Source organism: Larkinella humicola, assembly GCF_008727875.1.
Lineage (GTDB): Bacteria > Bacteroidota > Bacteroidia > Cytophagales > Spirosomataceae > Larkinella > Larkinella humicola.
Genome location: NZ_VTWS01000001.1, coordinates 1,385,333 through 1,405,854, shown reverse-complemented (window position 1 = coordinate 1,405,854; position 20,522 = coordinate 1,385,333). Strand labels below are relative to the sequence as shown.

The window sequence follows — 20,522 nt, the reverse complement described above, 5'->3', positions numbered from 1 at the left end:
TTTATAAACAGTATGCAGGCATACATTTTTTTTGATCATAAGGTTCTCCATATCCCCCGAATTGCATTAAATTGCGTTAGAGTTATTTCCCCTTTTTCGGGTGATTGCTTTTTTTAATTCTTATTTTTTTCAACAAACCAAACCTATTTGTATGAGAAGATCATTACTGCTAAGCTGTCTGCTAATCACCCTGGTGTGGGCCTCGGCTATAGCGCAGGATCGGCAGGTGACGGGAAAAGTCACCTCCTCCGAGGACGGATCGGCCTTGCCGGGTGTTTCCATTCAGTTGAAGGGAACTTCGCGGGGAACCCAGACCGATGCCAATGGCAATTATGCACTCAGCGTACCGACATCGGGGGGCTCGCTGGTATTCAGTTTCATCGGAACGACGACGCAGGAGGTGGCTATTGGCAACCGCAGCACCATCGATGTGAAACTGGTGAACGACACCCGCGCCCTGAGTGAAGTGGTTGTGGTGGGCTACGGTACACAACAGCGCCGTGACCTGATTGGATCGCAACTGACCGTGAAGGGCGACGATATTGCCAAGCTTCCGGTGCAAACCTTCGAAACGGCCTTACAAGGCCGGACACCAGGGGTTCAGATTACGCAAGGAAGTGGCAAACTTGGTTCAGCGTTGCAAATCCGGGTTCGAGGTGCCGCTTCGATCTCCGCCGGAAACGAACCCCTGTATGTTCTGGACGGCATTCCCATCACCTCGCAGGATGTCAATACGACCGACACCGAACTGTTCAGCCCGCTGGCCGACATCGATCCGAACGACATCGAATCCATTGAGATTCTGAAAGATGCCTCAGCCTCGGCAATCTATGGATCACGCGCGAGCAACGGCGTCGTGCTGATTACGACCAAACGCGGAAAAGCCGGCCGGACCAACATCCAGATTGGCTATTATACCGGAATCACGAACGCTACCCGCAAACGGGAGTTTTTGAACTCGGCCGAATACAAGGAACTATTTACGGAGTCGCTCACCAACGCGGGTATTGATCCCAACGATCCGAGCGACGGTTTTCCGGGCTACGGGATTGACCCCAACTCCGGCATCGACAGCGACTGGGCGGGGGCGGCTTTCCGGCAGGGAGCCGTCAATCAGGCCAACTTCGGCATCAACGGCGGGAACGATAAAACCCGGTTTAGCCTGAGCGGAGCGACCAACAAACAGGTTGGTTTCATCATCGGCAACAACTTTCGCCGGAACAACATGCGGTTGAACCTCGACCACACGGTGAGCAAGAAACTGAGCGTAGGAGCCAGCATCGCCTTCTCGACCATCGTGAACAAGAAAGTGTCGGGCGATAACGCCTTCTCCAACCCGATTCAGTTGAACGCCCTGCCGCCCCTCCAGGCGATTTACAAACCCAGCGATCCGACAGGCTATAATCGTTCGACGCTGTACTATAACAACCTGGTGGAGCTCGACAACGCTTCCAATTACGCCCGCACCTTCCGTACGTTTGGAAATATCTTCGGCCAGTACCAGCTTCTGCCGGGTCTGACTTTTCGGAGCGAGTACGGTTTTGATGTCCTGAATTTGCAGGAAGAAATCTACCAGGGACGGGTGACGGAAGACGGTGCCCCGACTGGCTACGGCTACCAGGCCATGACGCGGGTGAACAACTGGACCACAAACAATACGCTCAGTTACCTGAAAAACATCGGTACCGATCATACGATCGATATTTTGGCCGGGATGACCTACCAGGAGCAGAATGTGCAGGTGGTGTCGGCTACGGGTCGGAACTTCCCGAACGACAAATTTCAGGAACTCGCCAGTGCCAGTCAGAAAACGGATGCCAGCTCGACCGAAACCGGTTTTAGCATTCTTTCGTATCTGGCCCGCGCCAACTACAAATTTAAAGACCGCTATCTGGTGGGCTTTACGGGCCGGATCGACGGCTCGTCACGCTTTGGAGCCGACAACCGCTACGGTTTTTTTCCATCGGCTTCCATCGGCTGGATTTTGAACGATGAGCCGTTTATCAAAAATGCCCTTCCCATCCTGAGCCTGCTGAAACTGCGCGCCAGCTACGGCTTGACCGGGAATTCGGAAATCGGCAACTTCGATTCACGCGGGTTGTACGGAACCATCAACTACGCCGACCAAGTCGGTATTCGTCCTTCGCAGGTGGCCAATGCCGCTTTACGCTGGGAAAAATCGACGCAGTTTGACCTGGGTCTGGAGTTTGGTTTCCGCAACAACCGGATCAACGGCCAGATTGATTTTTACAACAAAATCACTGACGATTTGCTGTTGAACGTGCCACAACCCGCCATCAACGGCTTTTCAACCATTGCCCGCAACATCGGCAGCATGCGCAACCGGGGTCTTGAATTCAGCATTACCTCGCAAAACCTGGTTGGCGCTTTCCGTTGGTCGACCAACTTCAACATCTCGTTCAACCGCAATAAGGTGACGCGACTGGATGTGTCGCCCATCCGGGCCAATTCCCGCTTCCTGAGCTACGTGACGGTGGGGCAGCCGCTGGGTGTTTTTTACGGTAAAAAATACCTGGGTGTCGATCCGGCCAACGGCGATGCGCTGTATCAGGGAGCAGACGGGCAACCCACGAACAACTACGCTTCGGCGCCGGAATTGTTTGTGGGCGATCCCAACCCTGATTTTACGGGCGGCTTGAACAATAGCTTCTCCTACAAAGGGTTCGACCTGAGTGTTCTGCTTCAGTTTGTTTCCGGCAACGACCTCTTCAACGTAGCGGGTATTTACCAATCGGTGAATGGTGATTATTTTGATAACCAGACCAAGGACCAGATGAATCGCTGGCAGAAACCGGGTGATGTGACGGATGTTCCACGCGCTGAATTCGGCGCGGCCAACGGAACCAGTATTTCATCCCGCTGGGTGCAGGATGGTTCGTTTCTGCGGGTGAAAACCGCTTCACTGGGCTACAATCTGCCCAGTTCACTCCTGAAAAAAGCCTTCATTCAAACCGCCCGGATTTACGTTTCGGGACTGAACCTGTTTACGTTTACGAAGTATACCGGCTATGACCCGGAGGTAAACACGCAGTACATCAACTCGACGAACCAGACGGCCAACATTGCGTTAGGGCATGATTTCTACACCCCTCCGCAGGCGAAAACCTTTACGTTTGGTGTAAATCTTGGCTTTTAATCGAAAACAGAACATGAAAAAAATAATCATATCCTTAAGTCTGGCCATGGTAATGGGCATCTCTGCCTGTGACAACAAGCTGGACCTTGAGCCCCGCCAGTCGGTCGATGCGGCCACGGCTTTGTCGTCGGCGCAGGACATTGAAAGTGCGTTGATTGGGACCTATGGCGTTCTGACCGGAACCGGTGGTGGGCTGGCTGATGGCGAATTGTATGGAACCAACCTGAACCTGGTTCCTGAACTGCTAGCTTCTGATAATTCGGTGTCCTGGCGCGGAACGTTTGCGAGCTATCGGGAAGTGACCAACCGGCAGATGCTGGCCACCAACGCCGAAGCGCAACGCACCTGGATTACAGCCTATCAGGTTATCAACGTGGCCAACAACATCCTGGAGTCGCTGGACAAAGTGACGGATGCCGATCAGAAAACCGCCTTTGAGGGTGAAGCACGGTTCCTGCGGGGGATCATGTATTTTGAGCTGGTTCGCCTGTACGCACTGCCCTGGGGAGCAACGGCGGCTAATGATCAACTGGGGGTTCCGTTGGTGTTACGGGGCACGACGGGTCAGGAACAGGCGGCCGAAACCCGGGCGCGGAATACCGTGGCGCAGGTGTACACGCAGGTGCTGGATGACCTGACCAAGGCATCGACCCTGATGCCGGAAGACAATGGGTTGCGGGCGTCCAAATTTGCGGCACTGGCGTTTCTGTCGCGGGTATATCTGCAACAGTCTGACTATGCCAAAGCCCTGACCGCGGCTAATCAGGTGATCCAATCCGGAAATTACCAACTGAATGCCAACGTCACGGCCGTATTCCGCAACCGCAATACAGCCGAAAGTATTTTCGAGATTCAGGAAAATACCCAGAACAACCCCGGAACGAGTAACGATGGGTTAACGACTCTGTACGCCAGCATTCCATCGGGAGGCTCGGCCATTGGACGGGGTGATGTCCAGGTACTGAACAGCTTTGTGGAGTCGTATGATGCGACGGATGCGCGTCGGACGGATTTGTATTACATCGGTGTGAAAGGTGCCGGAACCCGGTATTACACCGGAAAATGGGCGGATTTTTATGCCAACATTCCGGTGATTCGTCTGGCGGAAATGCTGCTGACCCGCGCTGAGTGTAACCTGCGGCTTTCGACCACCACGGGAGCAACGCCTGCCGCCGACCTGAATGCGGTTCGCGAACGGGCTGGTGTGGCTCCGATTGCTGCGCCGACACTGGCCCAGGTGTTGAAAGAACGTCAGCAGGAACTGGCCTTCGAAGGCTTGCGTATTCACGATATCAAGCGCACGAAAGGCAAAACCGGTGACCTCAACTGGAACGATCCGAAGCTGGTGATGCCCATTCCGAAACGGGAAATTGATGCCAATAGCCTGCTGGTTCAGAATCCGGGGTATTGAGGAGTTATAAAAATGATGAATATCAGATGTAGGATATTCGCTTTTTGCCCCTACATCCCCTAAAGGGGACTTTCAGCATCCGGATGTTGCCGCGTCCAGTTCCCTTTAGGGGATGCAGGGGCAAAAAGCGAATGTCTTATTAATGTAAAAGTGGGGATGTCCCATGAATACTTTTATATTGATTATTGATCATTTGATAGTCGTCATTTTGAAATACTCTATTTAAAAATGCCGTACCTGGTGGGTACGGCATTTTTATTTGGCAGAAGTACAACGTTGCACTAAAAAAAAGCGTCATGGTAGATGTTACATATTTTTTTATTTGGTATACATTGATTAGCCGTAGTTCAGCGTTTAATAGTTTGAAAAATCAGTATATTGACCCTTCAAAGGGGGAAAGAAGTAACCTATTCTGGCCCATGAGATTCGTTTTAACACCCCGTATTTGTAGATGAGAAAACGTTATACTTTTTTAAGTTGTTGGTGCTTATTCATTATTCTGTCGGGAAACCTGGCCTTTGGGCAGACTCGCCGGGTAACGGGGCGTGTAACCGCAACACAGGACGGCTCGACACTGCCCGGCGTGAACGTTGTGGTGAAAGGAACCACCATAGGGGTCAGCACCGACGCCGATGGGAATTACAGCATCAACGTCCCCGATGACAAAAACATCCTGACGTTTTCGTCCATCGCCCTGGTTTCACAGGACGTTCCTGTCAACAAACGTTCGGTCATCAATCTCCAGATGGCCGAAGCCGTCAACGAACTGGCACAGGTGGTGGTTACCGGGTATAATTCGGTGCAAAAGAAAGACATCACCGGTTCGATGGTTTCCGTAACCGCCGAAAAATTCAAGGAAATTCCCGTCACCAGTTTCGACCAGGCGCTACAAGGCCAGGCGGCAGGGGTTTTGGTCACCCAGTCGTCGGGAACACCGGGCGGGGGGATCACCGTCCGCGTTCGGGGCAGTACCTCCATCACGGCCAGCAATCGTCCGTTGTTCATTGTCGATGGCGTGCCGGTTGAAGACGGTTTGCTGTCGTCGCGGGATTTTGGGGGCCAAAACGACAACGCGTTCTCGCTCCTCAACCCCAACGACATCGAGTCGATCCAGGTATTGAAAGATGCCTCCGCCAAAGCCATTTACGGGTCGCGGGCCGCCAATGGGGTGGTTTTGGTGACCACCAAAAAGGGGAAAGCCAACCAGAAAACGACCTTTACCGCCGACGTGCAGCGCGGGGTGACTGAAATTGTCCGTCGTCCTGATCTGCTCAATTCCAGCGAGTTGCTCGATCTGCAACGGGAAGCGGTGACCAATGCCGGGCAGGACCCTGATAAACTGGGGTTGATTAAAGGCGTTACCGACGGCATCAATACGGATTGGGTCGATGCAGTTTTGCGGAGAGGTCTCTACCAGCAATACCAGCTTTCGGCATCGGGCGGCACCGACAAAACCCATTTTTACATCAGTGGGAATTACCGCGATGAAGAAGGCATTCAATTAAACAACCGCCTGACCCGGATGTCGGGCAAGTTCAGTTTCGATCACAAAGCCAATTCGGCGCTGTCATTCGGTACGGACATTTCCTTGTCACGAACGCTAAACAAGCGGGTGAAAGGAGACAACTTTCTGGATGGGGTGTATTCAGGCGCGGTCAAATCGCTCCCGTTTCATTCGCCGTATAACGAACAGGGCAAACTGTACGGCCCCAACGATCCGAATTACGCCGGTTTTCCAAACTTCAATCCGGTCGCCCAGGCGGTGTTGCCCCGGTTCGATACCTACACGGTGAAAATGCTGGGCGGTCTTTGGGCCGAATACGAACTGCTTCAGAATCTCCGGTTTCGATCCAAGGTGAGCATCGACTATAACCAGGTGACGGAAGACCAGTTCGAGTCGTCGCAAACCGCCATTGGCGGCTATCTGGAAAGCGTGGGCGGGCGCGGTTACGGCGTTTTTAGTTCTGGAACCTACACGACGTTTATCAATACCAACACGCTGACGTACAATGTGCTGTTGAATGAAAAGAATCGGTTTAACTTCCTGGCCGGATTTGAAATTCTGCAACGCCAGGAACGCTCCGGGAACGTGCAGGGGCGGTTATTTCCGAGCGATGACTTTACGTACATTACCTCGGCGGGAATTGTTGATAACGGAAGTTCCGGTTTGCTGAAAAGCGGGTTGATTTCCACCTTCGGTGAAGTGCGTTACGATTATGATGACCGGTATCTGGCAACGCTGACGGCCCGCTACGATGGCTCATCCCGCTTTGGTCGGGATCGTCAATACGGGTTGTTTCCCTCGGCATCTGTAGGCTGGCGGATTTCTCAGGAGAAATTCATGGAATCGTTCCGGTTTCTGAACGACCTGAAATTCCGGGCCAGCTACGGTTTTACGGGGAATGAGCGGATCGGGGACTACCAGTTTCTGGGGACCTGGGCTTCGGTGACCTACAGCGGAGCGACGGGCTTAGGCCCGGCTGCGCTGGCCAACCCGACCCTGCAGTGGGAGCGCACGCGGGAAGCCAACCTAGGTCTGGATGCGTCGTTCTACAACGGGCGACTGACCTTCAGTTTCGATATGTATGATAACCTGACCGATCGACTGCTGTTTGCCCAGCCCATTCCGTCTACGACCGGCTTTGGAACCTTGCAGGGGAACATCGGCAAGATATCGAACCGGGGAATTGAGCTGATGATTTCAACGGTCAACTTCGATCGGGGCGGTTTTAAATGGAATACCGACCTGAATTTGTCGCGGAACATCAACAAGGTAGTCGAGCTTGCCAACGACGGCCCGCTTTTTCGAGGGTACGACGCCAATGGAGTCGGGAGTACAAACGTCGTTTTGCAGGGACAACCGCTGGGTTCGTTCTGGGGACTCAAGTTCCTGGGGGTTGATCCGGCGACGGGCGATGCGATTTACGATGACATCAACGGCGATGGCCGGATCAACAGCGAGGACGGCCAGGTGATTGGCAATGCCCAACCCAAGCTTTTCGGCGGTCTGACCAACCGGTTCTCGTTCAAAGGCTTCGATCTGAACGTCTTTTTTCAGGGATCGTATGGCAACAAGATGCTGAACTTTACCAGTGTCACGTCCATCAACACCGGGGCAGATTTGCAGAGCAACCAGTCGCGGAAAGCCCTGGAACGCTGGCAAAAACCGGGTGACATCACGAGCGTCCCGCGGTATGTGTACCAGAATACGTACAACAACTACCACAGCAGCCGGTTTCTGGAAGACGGCTCCTACCTGCGGCTGAAAAACGTTTCGCTGGGGTATAACCTCCCCAAAAAATACGTCGAGCGGTTCCGGATTGTGTCAACCGCCCGCATTTTTGCCTCGGCTACCAACCTCTGGACGCTCACCCGGTATTCGGGTCCCGATCCGGAAGTCAGCACGCTGGACGGTTCGACCACCGCTCAGGGCATCGACTTTTTCACCATTCCTCAATACAAAACCATGATGGTGGGAATCACCTTAAACCTATGATCCGACTCATTCGCTATACGGCCATTCTGGCCACGGTTTGGCTGGCTTCCTGTACGACCGTACTGGAACCTAAACCGGTCGATCTGCTGGTCGATAACCTGGTTTTGAACGAACCGAACGATGTAGAACCGGCGCGAATCGGCGCCTACAGTGCGCTGCGGGGTATGGCGGCCACGAACATGATGGCGGGGGATTTTACGGCCGATTACATCCGTCACAACGGCACTTTCACCGATTACCGTGAGCTGGGTACCAAACAAATTACGTCTTCGAACGGCGCACCGGCTTCCCTGTGGAGCAACCTGTACCGGACGATCTATGTTGCCAACTTTGTGCTGGAAAGACTGCCCGCCATCAGTGGCGTGTCGGCAGCCACCAGGAAGCAGGTGCTGGCTGAGATGCGGTTTTTGCGCGGCTACGCCAACTTTATCGGGGCTAACACCTTTGGCGATATTCCCAAAGTAACCACCACCGACCAGGGCACCAACCGCAACATTCCGAGGACGCCAAAAGCTGATATTCTGGCGTCCGTGCTGGAAGATTTCAGAGCTGCCGAGGCCGATCTGGCCACCATCGAGGCCGGTTCGACGGCCACCGTGGTGAACGGAACGTATGCCAACAAAATAACCGCTCAGGCCATGCTCGCCCGGTATTATCTCTACCAGAAAAACTGGACCCAGGCGGAGGTGTATGCGACCCGTGTGATCGACTCGAAGGTGTATGTTCTGGAGACGAACTTTGTAGATATTGTCAGCAAGGACTTTACGAAAGAGTCTATTCTGGAAGTCGGCTACGGGCTGTCCGACGACCCCGGGACCAGTGCTTTTGGGTTGACCAATCTATTTGTAGGACGCCGGGAAGTCATCCCATCGGATCAGGTGGTGGTGTCTTTGCTGTCGACCGAGTCGGGGACGCGCCGGGCGACGGTTTCGTTTGATTCCCAAAATTTGCAGGGCGACGACAACGGCTGGACGGTTCAGAAATACGGCACGGCAGACAACGATAACAACAACATCGTGCTGATCCGGCTGGCGGAAATGTACCTCATTCGGGCTGAAGCCCGGGCGCAGCAAAACAAACTGACCGGAACCGCCGGGGCCGTTGCCGACCTGAACGTGCTGCGGGTCCGGGCGAAAGCCCCGAATGTGTCGGCCGCCAATCAGGCCGAAGTGATTTCGGCGATTGAGCGGGAGCGGGTGTATGAACTGGCTTTTGAAGGCCACCGTTGGTTCGACCTCATTCGCACGGGCCGCCTGCAGGCGGTCATGACGGCGTTTTCGCCCAACTGGAAAGCGACTTACGACCGCTGGCCAATTCCGAATGGTGAAATTCAGCGCAATCCGGCGTTGAAGGACGCACAGAATCCGGGGTACTGATTCCAAGGGAGGAATATGTTTTCGCATATTGCCCCTAAATCCCCTAAAGGGGACTTGGACACGGCTTAATCCGGATGCATAAAGTCCCCTTTAGGGGATTTAGGGGTAATAGGTGAAAGTCCTAAGAATTATCAATATTAAAAGTTAATCGAACTGCTGGTGTGGTTTGAATTCTGATGAAAATGAGACACTATAAATACCTATTGACTTGCATTATTGCGCTGGCAACGGGATGGCTGGTGGTGGCCTGTGAGGAACAGGATATCGACCGCACGTTTGAAGGGCCGTATTTTGTGCGGTTTACCGATTCATCGCTGACCTACAAGGAAAGTTACAGCAAAACCATCGGTATAAAGGTGCACAACGCAGGACCGCAGTTGGATGAGGCCATCAAAATCAATTACGTCATCAGCGGAACTGCCCGCGAAGGCAAGGACTACGCCATCGAAGGCACCAAAGGAACGGTGACAATTCCCGCCAAACAGAGTTTTGGTACGATTAATCTGAAGCTGATCAACAACGCCAACAACATTCTGGAATCCCAGACGGTGGTGTTGACCCTGACCGACGTGCAACCCTCGTCACTGCGGGTAGGGTTTGGCAAAGAAGGACTGCTAGGGAAAAGCATTACGTTCACCATCGAGGATGATTGCTTGTTCAGTGGTACCTATTCGGGTGTCCGGCAAAATGGCGCGTATGTGAACATCCTGCAATTGCCAACCACCACCGCCACGTTGTCGAACATTGCGATTTCCAGCTTGGACTGCAAAACCTACACCATTGGTAACTGGAACATTGGAATGGCTGATTTTTTTGGATTTAACGCCATCAAACCCACCTTCACCTTTGTGGATAACGGAGATAATTCTCTAACGATTCCCGTTCAGTCCAACGCAGATCTGGGCGGTGATACGTTGTCGGGTACGGGTTCGTGGAATCCGCAAAACCGGCAAATTTCCCTGAACCTGCGCTGGAGAGCGACTTTCACGACACCATCCGGCAAAGACTCGGTGGGGACGATCACTTTCCCGCTTACGTATACGCCACAATAATGAACCGTATGAAAACCGCTATCCGATTTCTGGTTTTGTCGGCAGGCCTGATGGGGCTTTTTGCCGGGTGTTCCGAAAAGCTGGAACCGAAACCCATAACCTACAGCCAGTTGCTCACCGGAACTGAAAAGAAAATCTGGCGGCTGGTGTCCTTCGAAGTAGTCGATGAGGGCAAAAAGTCGGGGGTAGTACCGATTCAGAATGCGCTTGATCCCTGTCGGAGTGACGACCGCTACGTTTTCTATGCCGACGAGTCCCACAAACTTGAATACCTCAACGGCACCACCAAATGCAGCACGACGGAAGCCGATACGCTTTTTGAAGATAGCTGGACGATGATTAATTCCAATGCCACCCTGGAATTTGTTATTCCGGTTTTCAGTGGCAGCATTTTGCCGTTTACCATTAAGAATCTAACGGAAACATCCATGACGGTAGAGATCTATTACGACAAAATCTATGTCGAACCGATTGACGCCAGCTACCGGTTTACGTTCAACTCGACCACAAAATAAAGGAGATAACGGTAGTGAAGTTTGGCGCAAACCGCTGGATCGACCACCGACCTAACTGGATTGCTTTTTATGCTTAAACGTATACTTTTTTCGGGTGCCCTACTCGTTTGCGGATTCTACTCCGGATCGGCTCAGCAAATCCCGGCCTGGCAGCAACTGGCCAGCCAACCGGCGCGGGAGCAATGTGCTACCATGCAGATGGACAGTGCTTTACGGGCTAAATACCCCGAAATGGGTAGCCGGGCGGCTTTTGAAAAGACGCTCCAGGAGCGCATTGAACAGATCAAGAAACTGGAACGGACGGGTCGGCTGGCCGATGTGGTACTGACTATTCCGGTGGTGGTTCACGTCGTACACGCGGGCGAAGCCGTCGGAACCGGTCGTAACATCAGCGAAGCGCAGGTAAAAGCCCAGTTGGAAACGCTCAATGAAGACTTTCGCCGGAAACCGGGCACGCGGGGGTTTAATGACAACCCCAACGGGGCCGACATCGAAATCGAATTTTGCCTGGCTGCCATCAACCCCACTGGAGGAACCATTACAGAACGGGGGATCGACCGGATAAACGGGGCGTCCAATTTTGGTAAATCGACCTGGAGCAAAGCCGACATCGACGGCGTTCTGAAACCGAATACATTCTGGGATCCCGAAAAATACTTCAACATCTGGGTCGTTGATTTTGCGGCCTCCGACGACCGTCTGCTGGGATACGCGCAGTTTCCGAGCCAGTCGACCCTGCCGGGTTTGTCGCCCAATTCGGGGGCAGGCAGCACCGATGGCGTAGTAATCCGGTATCAGTCGTTTGGCAATGCCGAGAAAGGAAACTTTCCGGTGATGCAGGCTCCGTACAACCTGGGTCGGACGCTGACCCACGAAGTGGGCCACTGGCTGGGCTTGATTCACATCTGGGGAGATGCCAACTGCGGGAATGACTTTGTGGACGACACGCCGACACAGGCATCCGAAAGCCGGGGCTGTCAGAAAGGGCGCGTGAGTTGCGGAGGCACCAACATGGTCGAAAATTACATGGATTATTCCGACGACGCCTGTTTCAACATCTTCACGCGCGGCCAGAAAACCCGCATGCGGGCGGTGATGGAAGTGGCCCTTCGTCGGGCCAACCTCGTGAATGCCAACGTCTGCGGTACATCCGTCGTGGCGCGTCCGACGGCTAATTTCCGGGCCGAAAACCTCCGGGTTCTGTTGGGTGGTCAGGTGCGTTTCACCGATCTGTCGACCAACTTCCCCACGAGCTGGACGTGGACGTTCGAAGGCGGAACTCCTTCGAGTTCGACGGAGCAAAATCCGGTGGTGACCTATAACCAGCCGGGTAAATTCCGCGTGACTCTGGTGGCTTCCAATGCCGCTGGGTCGTCGGCTCCGTTTGTCAGAGAGCAATACATTGAAGTCTTGAACGTCGGCCTGTGTGCCGATCAGACGAACTTCAGCGGTACCCGAACCGTGTTGCGTCAGCCGGGCGGAACCGGGTATGTCGCCGGCCAAAACAGTCGTAAAACAAAAGCGGTTTCCGAGTTTTTTGATAATTCACTGAGTTACAATAACATGCACGGTGCCTCACTCCGGTTTGGGGTTGCGAAAGCCGCCAAAGGTGCTGAGACGGAATCCATCGTAACCGTAACCGTCTGGAATGCCCGGGGCTTCCAGAACGGACCCGGTGCGGTACTGGAAACGAAGGAAGTACCACTCCGAACTATCCTGGAGGATGTGGCCAACAACCGCGCCACCAGCATAGTCTTCGACCGGAACGTTCCGCTCAGCGGTTTGCCGTTCCACATCGGAATCGAGCTTACCTACGTGGCCGGTGATACGGTGGCGCTGACGACAACCCGCGATGGCGAATCGCTGTTGGGAACTTCCTGGGAGCAGAATGCCAACGGCGAGTGGGAGCGGTACCGGGTCCGTCAGGGGCTCAACGTCGCCCACGAAATCACGGCCCGGGTCGGCATGAAACCGTCCGTTCAGTTGACGGCCTCCAAACAGTTTGTTCTACCGGGCGAGCCGGTGACGCTCAACGCCCGCGGAGCCAGTATTTTCAGTTGGGCGGGTCAGAATCTGAGCAGTACGCTGGGTGGACAGGTCATTGCCCGGCCCACACAGACGACCTCGTATACCGTGACGGGCTCCGGTCTGGATCTGTGCAATGCGACGGCGACGGCCCGGATTTACGTTCAGCCCGGCACGATCACCGGCGTACCAACTGCGCTGCCGGATGAGGCCTTGACGGTTTCTCCCAACCCCAGCGACGGTTTAACGGCGGTTTCCTTCCGGAACACGTCCCGGGGCATCCTGACGCTGTCGGTCCGGAATGTGGCCGGGGTGGAGGTGCTGAAGCAGCAGTACCAGAAAACCGACGACGGTTTTGAAAAGACGCTCGACCTTCGAACGATGCCAAGCGGTTTGTACAACATTGAAATCAGGGTTGGGGAGCAGGTGGTGCGGAAGAAGGTAGTGAAGTATTAGAAGTAAATGCACCCTGTCAGCGGTCGAAGACCCTGACAGGGTAGTTGATCGAAATTACATTAGCTGATCGATAGGTAATAATCGCCATCGGCTTTCCACTTCCCGTTGACTTTCCGGGCAAACACAACGCCGTAGCGATGCACGGAATACCCCCACATGTCGTAGAGGAAGCAGGCCAATTGTTTATCCTGTGAAAAAGCTACATGAGAGACGCTTAGTGTGCCTAACTTCCGGTAGGGGAAACCAAGGATTTTTTCATCTGATAGCGCATGTAACTCCAGCCAGGAAGGGGTTGCAAAGGCATAGATACTGTAAGTGTCAGACGCCGGGAAGCCTTGCCAATTCCGCCACACGACATCATCAGGTCCCCCTTGCGGTAATTGATCGACGGGTATGGAATCCAGATGGGGTGGGAAGTCAGGATTCCAGAAATCCAGCAAGTTGCGTAAAACCGCCCGATAGGCCGTATCAACCCCGTTGAACCGATTGTCCCAGTCCGCTTCCATTCGCGCCACCCGTTCATTAAAATGAGCGGGTGGCGGCATGAAAATCCCCGACATAAAACCCACCCAAACCGGTTCTCCTTCCAGGCCCTGACTCATGACTCCCCGGTAAGGAGAGTCCCAAGTGGGTTTAGGTTCGTCGGGGTTCAGATAGCGCAGACTCTGGTTGATCACGGCGATTTCTTCTTTGACCGTCGTGGAATCCCGCAGGGGTGGTTGAGTGGAATTCTGCTTTTCATCAGTTCTACAACTTGCTAACAGTAGCACAAAAACAATTTTATAAAAAGGTATTTGTATATTCATAAGAGGTGATGGATCGTGTTTATTTCTTCCGATACCGATCAGTAAAGTGGGTAGTAGACCATTCCATCCGGCATTTGAACTGTTATTTTCCATCAAATAAAGCACTGCATTTAGTCGGTTTTTGTTATTCTAAAACGGCATCGTTGCTACTACCTTTTTCTCAACCAATTTGCCTTTTCTGAAGGTAAACCTTTCAATAGGTGGTTCGTAAATAAAGGAACAAGGTATTTTGACTTCCTTCGGACCAGGCTTTTTATATTCTTCCAGATACGTTACATTATCACAGAGCCGGTAGCCAATCTTACTTTTCAATTCGCCGAACCAGCTCAATGTATCAGAAATCAATTTCTCGGAACCATCATAAATGATAAAAGGGTGGCCTTCAACGAATTCATAGCTGGCAGGCAACTGTTTTTCTAACTCACTCAATAGGGCTATTGATGTTAAATAAATGACCACTCCAGAAGTATCAGATCGGATAATCAAAGCTGAAACCGGAGTCCAACCGCCATTTTTGAGCTTTTTCATCTCCTTCAAATGACTTTGTAGGATTGGTTTGAAGTCCGCATACTTTCTCAGCCCTTGAAGTGTTGATTGGGCTTTGGTGCCGAGACTGATGCCGAATAAAATCAGCAAGGTAAAAAAGAAGCATTGCACAGTGGTTGATCAAGTACCTGAACTACCGTTAAAATTTCCCAAAAAACCGTTTGGTTATCTGCCATTTACCATCCGATTTTCGTACAGTATAATCAGCGGTTTGGCCGGTGCCGCGAAATAACAAACAAATAGCAACTTGTTGATCTGGAAGTACTTTAAATTGAAAGGCTTCTCCGCAAAAGCGAGCTGGAATAGGGTAAAAAGTTGGATTGTGGAGGGTTGAATCATAGCTGACGATTGGGACCTGCTTATCTTTAAAAGCAATCTTATAATTAGGCAATACAAACTCGTTACTAATTATTTTCAGATTCTTTCCCGGAAACGATTCAAGAAAGATTGCATTTAGGATACTGTCTGCCAATGTTGTTTCGATAATTGCAATAGTGTCTTTTTGAGAAAGATTCATCTCTTTAGTGCGCTCCTTTTCCTGGCAAGAATACCAGGAAAAGGCGAAGCAAATCAGTAAAAAATTCTTAAAAAAACCAACATTCAATTCAGGCGACGGTAAAAACCGCGAATCGGAGCAGCATCTTGCTTCGTAAAAGTGGATCATCGTAGATATTTTGTGGTATGTGCAAGCAATTATTAGACAACAAACCACATCCATCCAAGCATTTACCAAGAAATATTTTTATGTTTTGTTATATAAAATATTGGTAACATTATAATTTGTTTACGAGAAAATAGCTTTGGGAACAACAGGTTTTCATTCGAAGTGAAAGAGGGCACTTAAGGTGTACTGAAAGCGGGTTCTGGTTTAAAATCGAAAAAAGGCTGATCGACTATCTCTGAATAGCCGGTCAGCCTCTTTTCAAATAAAAAAAAGTTTGTAAAACGCTTTCCGCCCCTAATCCCCTAAAGGGGACTTTTGCATCCGGAGGGTTCGCGTCCAAGTCCCCTTTAGGGGATTTAGGGGCGGAAAGTGCAAAAGAAAAATATATGATGTACTTTTTCTGAACGCTCTATTCCCCCGCCAACCAACTCAATACGTCAGCTTCGCCAGGTAATCAAAGTCATATTTGGCGCTTTCCATGGCGGTTTTGGGGTATTCTTCCTGCTCGACAAAGAAATATTTCATCCCGGATTTGTCGCTGTTTTTCAACATCTTCACAATATCGATCTGCCCTTTGCCAAATTCGGTGCTTTCCTTTTTTACCTTGTCCATGTCTTTGAGGTGCCAGAGCGGAAAACGACCCGGATACTTGGCAAAATATTTCAAGGGGTCGTTGCCGGTCAGGATGGCCCAGCCCAGGTCCATTTCCAGTTTGACCAGATTGGGGTCGCTTTTCTCGACCAGTATATCGTACAGCGGTTTGCCGCCTTTCTTTTCAAATTCGTAATCGTGGTTGTGGTAGGCGAACACCAGACCGGCTTTCTGGCAATCCTCGGCGGACTTGGAAAACGTGTCGGCACAACGCTGGTAATTGGCAACGGTTTGCCCCTCCGACGGCAGCGACGAACACACCAGGTAGCTTTGCCCAGCTTCGGCGGCCATGTCGACCGACTTTTTCCAGTCCTTGTCAATGTGGACGTGACCGCTGCGGACGTTCATGCCGAGGTCGTGGGCCATTTTTTTGATTTCCTTTGGCTTCAACCCGTAGTAATTCCCTTTGTCGCTGCGGGCCGATTCCAGTTCTTTGTAGCCAATTTTTGCCAGTTGCTTCAGCGTGCCTACGGCGTCGGCCAGCATTTCCTTCCGGACAGTATACAATTGAATACCCACATTTTTGACTTTGGCGGCTTCCGCAAAAGGGGAATACAGCAAGGCCCCAGCGGCCAGGCTACCGGTTGTTTTTAGAAAATCGCGTCGTGTTGTCATCGGTTTTATAGAATACAGCTTGATCAACTGGACAAAGGAGCGGAGCCGTAAAGTCTACTAGCTGTGCCCCATTCTCCTGTAACCTACCACTTCTTAAACACAAAAAAGACTGCCAGGACAATCAGCGCGAAGCCGACGATGTAATTCCACTTGATTTCTTCCTTGAGATACAAAACCGCAAAGGCGACGAACACCAGCAAACTGACGACTTCCTGAATCGTTTTGAGCTCGAAGGCCGAGAATTGATAGGAGCCGATGCGGTTGGCCGGTACCGCAAAACAGTACTCCACCAGCGCAATCAGCCAGCTAATGAGAATCACTTTCCACAAAGCCTCGCCTTTGTAACGGAGGTGCCAGTACCAGGCGGTGGTCATGAACAGGTTGGAAACAACCAATAAAACTACAGTACGCATGATTGTATTTCTAGAGCGTTGAAGGCGATTTTGAACGTTCAGGATCGTTTATCCGCAAAACCGCTGCAAATCTCCGGGAACTCTCGGTGGAAACCATAAACCACCCGGCTTTTTTTGAGTTAAAGAGAGCGTGAAGCCCAACTTTGATTTATCACTGGTTCTCAGCCGCATTGAGGACGCCATCCGGCCGTATCCGAAAGCCGCTATGTTCGATCTGTTCGAGCGGGGGTATAACTCGGTGTTTGAACAACTGATCGCGTGTATCATCTCCATCCGCACGCTGGACGAAACCACCATTTCGGTTTCCCTGCGGCTGTTTGCCGTCGCCCGAACGCCCGACCAACTCCTGAAACTCAACCCGGCTGAACTCGCCACACTCCTGAACGGGACGCAGTACCCCGAACAGAAAGCGTACACCATGTTGGGCATTGCCCGGCGGGCACTGGATGAGTTTAACGGCCAGATTCCCGCCGATTTTGAAACCCTGATTTCACTCAAAGGCGTTGGGCCGAAATGCGCCAATCTGACGCTGGGCGTCGCCACCGGACAGGCCGCCATCAGCGTCGATATCCACGTTCACCGGGTCACCAACCGCTGGGGTTTGGTCCGAACCCGGCAGCCAGAGGAGACTTTGAAAGCTCTGGAGGAAAAAGTGCCCGTTGACCAGTGGATCGACATCAACCGGCTGCTGATGCCGTTTGGCAAGCACATCTGCACCGGCCCACTGCCGCATTGCCCAACGTGCCCGGTGCTGGAATGGTGTGAGCAGGTGGGGGTTCGGAAACAATAATTACCGCTACCGGGTGGGCAATGCCGAAACCGGATTTACCTTTGCAGCTTCAACCAAAACCGGTTTTCGGCTTCCGTCGTTTACACGTTCCCTGTTTGGGTTACATGAATCGTAAACGATAAACCGTAAACCGTATCCCCGCGTATGGCTTTAAAAACAGTTGTTAAGATCAGTAATGTAACCAATTTGAGTGATGCCCGGTACTGCGCCGGTATGGGTGTCGATTTGCTGGGGTTTTCCATGGACGAAAACGCGGAACAGTACGTGGCCCCGGTTACGTTCAAGGAAATTCGTTCGTGGGTGGCCGGGGTACACATCGTCGGGGAGACGGCTTCGATCGGTGTCATGGAAATTGAACGGTTGCTGGAAGTCTACCAGCCTGACGTCCTCCAGATTGAAGAAGCGGCCCTGTTGCCGTATCTGTCGACCTTCGATTGCCGGATCATCCTGAAAGCCGACCTGTCACTGCTGACGCTCGATCAACTGGAAGCCTTCTTTTTATCCGTTCAATCCGATCAGGTGGATTACTTTCTCCTCGAAAGCAAAGGCGCCGTAAACCTGGATGAGGAGTTGAAAGCAACGCTCAAACCGCTGGCGGCCCGGTACCCGGTTTTGCTCGGCATCGGATTTGCGCCGGACTCCATCGAAAACGTGCTGACCGACCTGCCAATTCAGGGCATTGCGCTCACGGGGGGCGACGAAGACCGCCCCGGTTCGCGCGAATTTGGTGAACTGATGGATATTCTGGAGGCTCTGGAGACCGACGACTGAATTATTAGGTTAAACCCGGTAGTATGTATTACCTATTATCAGTCCTGGCGTACTTTCATCCCAATCGGCGTCCATTCTTCCTTTCTTCCTTTTAAGCTACTGAAAACCGCGATACGTTTACAGCGTATTTTAACTAATACGCTCATGACTAAACGCTTAGAACGTCTTCGCGACGAAGCTATGTTAGGCGGGGTAGCCGCCGGACTGGCCCAGTATTTCAACATCGACCGGACCTTGATCCGGGTTCTCTTCGTGGCTGGCTTTTTCCTGCCCCACGTCCCGTCCCTGATAATTTATGTTATCTTGTGGATTGTATTACCGGAACGGGTTTCCGGCTATTACGCGTCGTTTAAAACAGAACCTTTAACTAATCAGTACACCACTATGAATACGAATGAACGCAATGGCAACCTCGTAGGAGGGTCAATTCTGGTCGGAATCGGCTTTCTGTTTCTGCTCGATCGCTGGTTCGATATCAACTTCGGCGATATGTGGCCGTTGATCCTGATCGGAATCGGTGCCTGGCTGATTGTCAAGGATCGGAACAAAAATAACGGCTCGCACAACGACGGCCCGCCGTCCAGCGACCGCTACACCAGCGGCTCAGATCCGTACGCCGATCCGTATGCTTCCAACAACCCGCCACAACAACCGCTCTGATCCAACATGAAGCGAACAGGATTATTCTGGGGCATCGCCCTGATCACGCTCGGCGTGGTGTTTCTGGCTCATAATTACGGCTGGTTCTACATTGACTGGAGTTTCTTCTCGCGGTTCTGGCCGGTGCTGATTATTCTGGCCGGGTTGAATCTGATCTTTGCGAAGTCGAACTCGGCAGCTGCGCTGGTAACCACCGTTCTGCTGGCGGTTTCGGTCCCGCTGGCCATCGTGGGCATGTTTCACGGAAACCGCTGGGACGGTAACGACCACTACGAATACCGGTACAACAACGATGATGACGATGATGATTCCGATCACAATCGCACTGATGATGACGACAACGACGACGGTGATCGCACTGATGGCCGGCCCAAGGTGCAAACCAGCCACATTGCCGAACCGATGGATTCCCTTATTCAGCAGGCTTCGCTGAAATTTGAAAGCGGAGCGGGGCGGTTTTACATCGGCGCACCATCCGACAGCCTGGTCGAGGCTGACACCAAAATGAGCGTCAGCAAATACAGCATGTCGGTCAACCGCAGCGACGAATCGCGCTCGGCAGAAATCGAACTGAAACTGGACGACGATGAAATCAAGCTGAAATCCGGCGAACTGGTCAATCTGGTGGATTTGCGACTGAATCCGAAACCCACCTGGACGTTCGACTTTGGGATTGGCGCCGGACAGGCCGACTTTGACCTGAGTGCCTACGCCGTGCGGTCGGTTAAACTGGGAGCCGGTGCCGCCGACATTGAAATAAAACTGGGGGATCGCGCTCCCCAATCTGACGTACGGATCGAGTCAGGCGTTACGTCGGTGACCCTGAAGATCCCGAAAACCGCCGGTTGTCAGGTCGAAACACAAGGGGCTTTGACCGTTAAAAAGCTCGACGGGTTTGTCGAAATCGGTGGGGGAGTCTACCAGACGCCGGGTTATGCCGGAACGGCGAAAAAGATAAACATTCACTACGAAGGTGGCGTATCGCGCTTCGAAGTCGAACGGTATTAATACGGGAAGCACGAGTTAACTCGTTATCATCCCGCAATTCATTGGGTCGTTGGGTAAAAGTCATCACTTTTACCCAACGACCTTTTCTATTGTCCAAACCTTACATTTGG

The 20,522-nt window shown here is 52.3% G+C and carries 16 protein-coding genes; 11 read left to right on the top strand and 5 right to left on the bottom strand.

All coding sequences use genetic code 11. The annotated features are described in order from the left end of the window. The first annotated feature begins 151 nt into the window (after positions 1–151). The 7 genes from F0P93_RS06075 (at position 152) to F0P93_RS06045 (ending at position 13,488) form a co-directional block, all read left to right on the top strand. Entirely contained in the window at positions 152–3,157 is a 3,006-nt protein-coding gene (locus tag F0P93_RS06075; RefSeq protein WP_150875451.1) for a SusC/RagA family TonB-linked outer membrane protein, read from the top strand. Between the two features lie 13 nt (positions 3,158–3,170). After that, complete coding sequence (locus tag F0P93_RS06070) at positions 3,171–4,568, top strand: RagB/SusD family nutrient uptake outer membrane protein (protein ID WP_150875450.1); 1,398 nt, start codon at positions 3,171–3,173, stop codon at positions 4,566–4,568. A 451-nt stretch (positions 4,569–5,019) separates the two neighbouring features. Then, the gene (locus tag F0P93_RS06065) at positions 5,020–8,064 is read left to right on the top strand and encodes a SusC/RagA family TonB-linked outer membrane protein (RefSeq protein WP_150875449.1); all 3,045 of its coding nucleotides are present in this window, start codon (positions 5,020–5,022) and stop codon (positions 8,062–8,064) included. Further along, on the top strand, positions 8,061–9,440 hold the full coding sequence (locus F0P93_RS06060; RefSeq protein ID WP_150875448.1) for a RagB/SusD family nutrient uptake outer membrane protein: 1,380 nt from the start codon (positions 8,061–8,063) through the stop codon (positions 9,438–9,440). Before F0P93_RS06065 ends, F0P93_RS06060 begins: the two co-directional genes overlap by 4 nt. Positions 9,441–9,622: 182 nt before the next feature. Further along, complete coding sequence (locus F0P93_RS06055; protein WP_225309381.1) at positions 9,623–10,492, top strand: DUF4843 domain-containing protein; 870 nt, start codon at positions 9,623–9,625, stop codon at positions 10,490–10,492. 8 nt (positions 10,493–10,500) lie between these two features. Then, a complete protein-coding gene (locus F0P93_RS06050) occupies positions 10,501–11,007 on the top strand; it encodes a hypothetical protein (protein WP_150875446.1) in 507 nt (168 codons plus the stop codon). A 69-nt stretch (positions 11,008–11,076) separates the two neighbouring features. Continuing rightward, a complete protein-coding gene (locus F0P93_RS06045; protein ID WP_150875445.1) occupies positions 11,077–13,488 on the top strand; it encodes a M43 family zinc metalloprotease in 2,412 nt (803 codons plus the stop codon). A gap of 59 nt (positions 13,489–13,547) precedes the next feature. Here the strand turns inward: F0P93_RS06045 and F0P93_RS06040 are convergent, their stop codons facing one another. The 5 genes from F0P93_RS06040 to F0P93_RS06020 all read right to left on the bottom strand — a co-directional run bounded on the left by F0P93_RS06040 (position 13,548) and on the right by F0P93_RS06020 (position 17,183). After that, complete coding sequence (locus tag F0P93_RS06040; RefSeq protein WP_150875443.1) at positions 13,548–14,258, bottom strand: hypothetical protein; 711 nt, start codon at positions 14,256–14,258, stop codon at positions 13,548–13,550. Between the two features lie 165 nt (positions 14,259–14,423). Next, on the bottom strand, positions 14,424–14,930 hold the full coding sequence (locus F0P93_RS06035; protein WP_150875441.1) for a hypothetical protein: 507 nt from the start codon (positions 14,928–14,930) through the stop codon (positions 14,424–14,426). A 49-nt stretch (positions 14,931–14,979) separates the two neighbouring features. Continuing rightward, positions 14,980–15,357 carry a hypothetical protein gene (locus F0P93_RS06030; RefSeq protein WP_191908738.1) on the bottom strand — a complete coding sequence of 126 codons (378 nt, stop codon included), beginning with the start codon at positions 15,355–15,357 and terminating at the stop codon, positions 14,980–14,982. Positions 15,358–15,933: 576 nt separating this feature from the next. Beyond that, a complete protein-coding gene (locus tag F0P93_RS06025) occupies positions 15,934–16,770 on the bottom strand; it encodes a TIM barrel protein (protein WP_150875437.1) in 837 nt (278 codons plus the stop codon). Between the two features lie 83 nt (positions 16,771–16,853). Then, positions 16,854–17,183: a DMT family protein gene (locus F0P93_RS06020; protein WP_150875435.1), complete on the bottom strand. Its 330-nt coding sequence runs from the start codon at positions 17,181–17,183 to the stop codon at positions 16,854–16,856. A gap of 130 nt (positions 17,184–17,313) precedes the next feature. Between F0P93_RS06020 and F0P93_RS06015 the strand changes: the two genes are divergently transcribed. The 4 genes from F0P93_RS06015 to F0P93_RS06000 all read left to right on the top strand — a co-directional run bounded on the left by F0P93_RS06015 (position 17,314) and on the right by F0P93_RS06000 (position 20,412). Next, on the top strand, positions 17,314–17,973 hold the full coding sequence (locus F0P93_RS06015; protein WP_150875433.1) for an endonuclease III domain-containing protein: 660 nt from the start codon (positions 17,314–17,316) through the stop codon (positions 17,971–17,973). Between the two features lie 144 nt (positions 17,974–18,117). Then, complete coding sequence (locus F0P93_RS06010; protein WP_150875431.1) at positions 18,118–18,744, top strand: beta/alpha barrel domain-containing protein; 627 nt, start codon at positions 18,118–18,120, stop codon at positions 18,742–18,744. 144 nt (positions 18,745–18,888) lie between these two features. Then, entirely contained in the window at positions 18,889–19,404 is a 516-nt protein-coding gene (locus tag F0P93_RS06005) for a PspC domain-containing protein (protein ID WP_138990691.1), read from the top strand. A 6-nt stretch (positions 19,405–19,410) separates the two neighbouring features. Further along, positions 19,411–20,412, top strand: a complete 1,002-nt coding sequence (locus tag F0P93_RS06000) for a toast rack family protein (protein WP_150875429.1) — start codon at positions 19,411–19,413, stop codon at positions 20,410–20,412. Positions 20,413–20,522 lie beyond the last annotated feature (110 nt).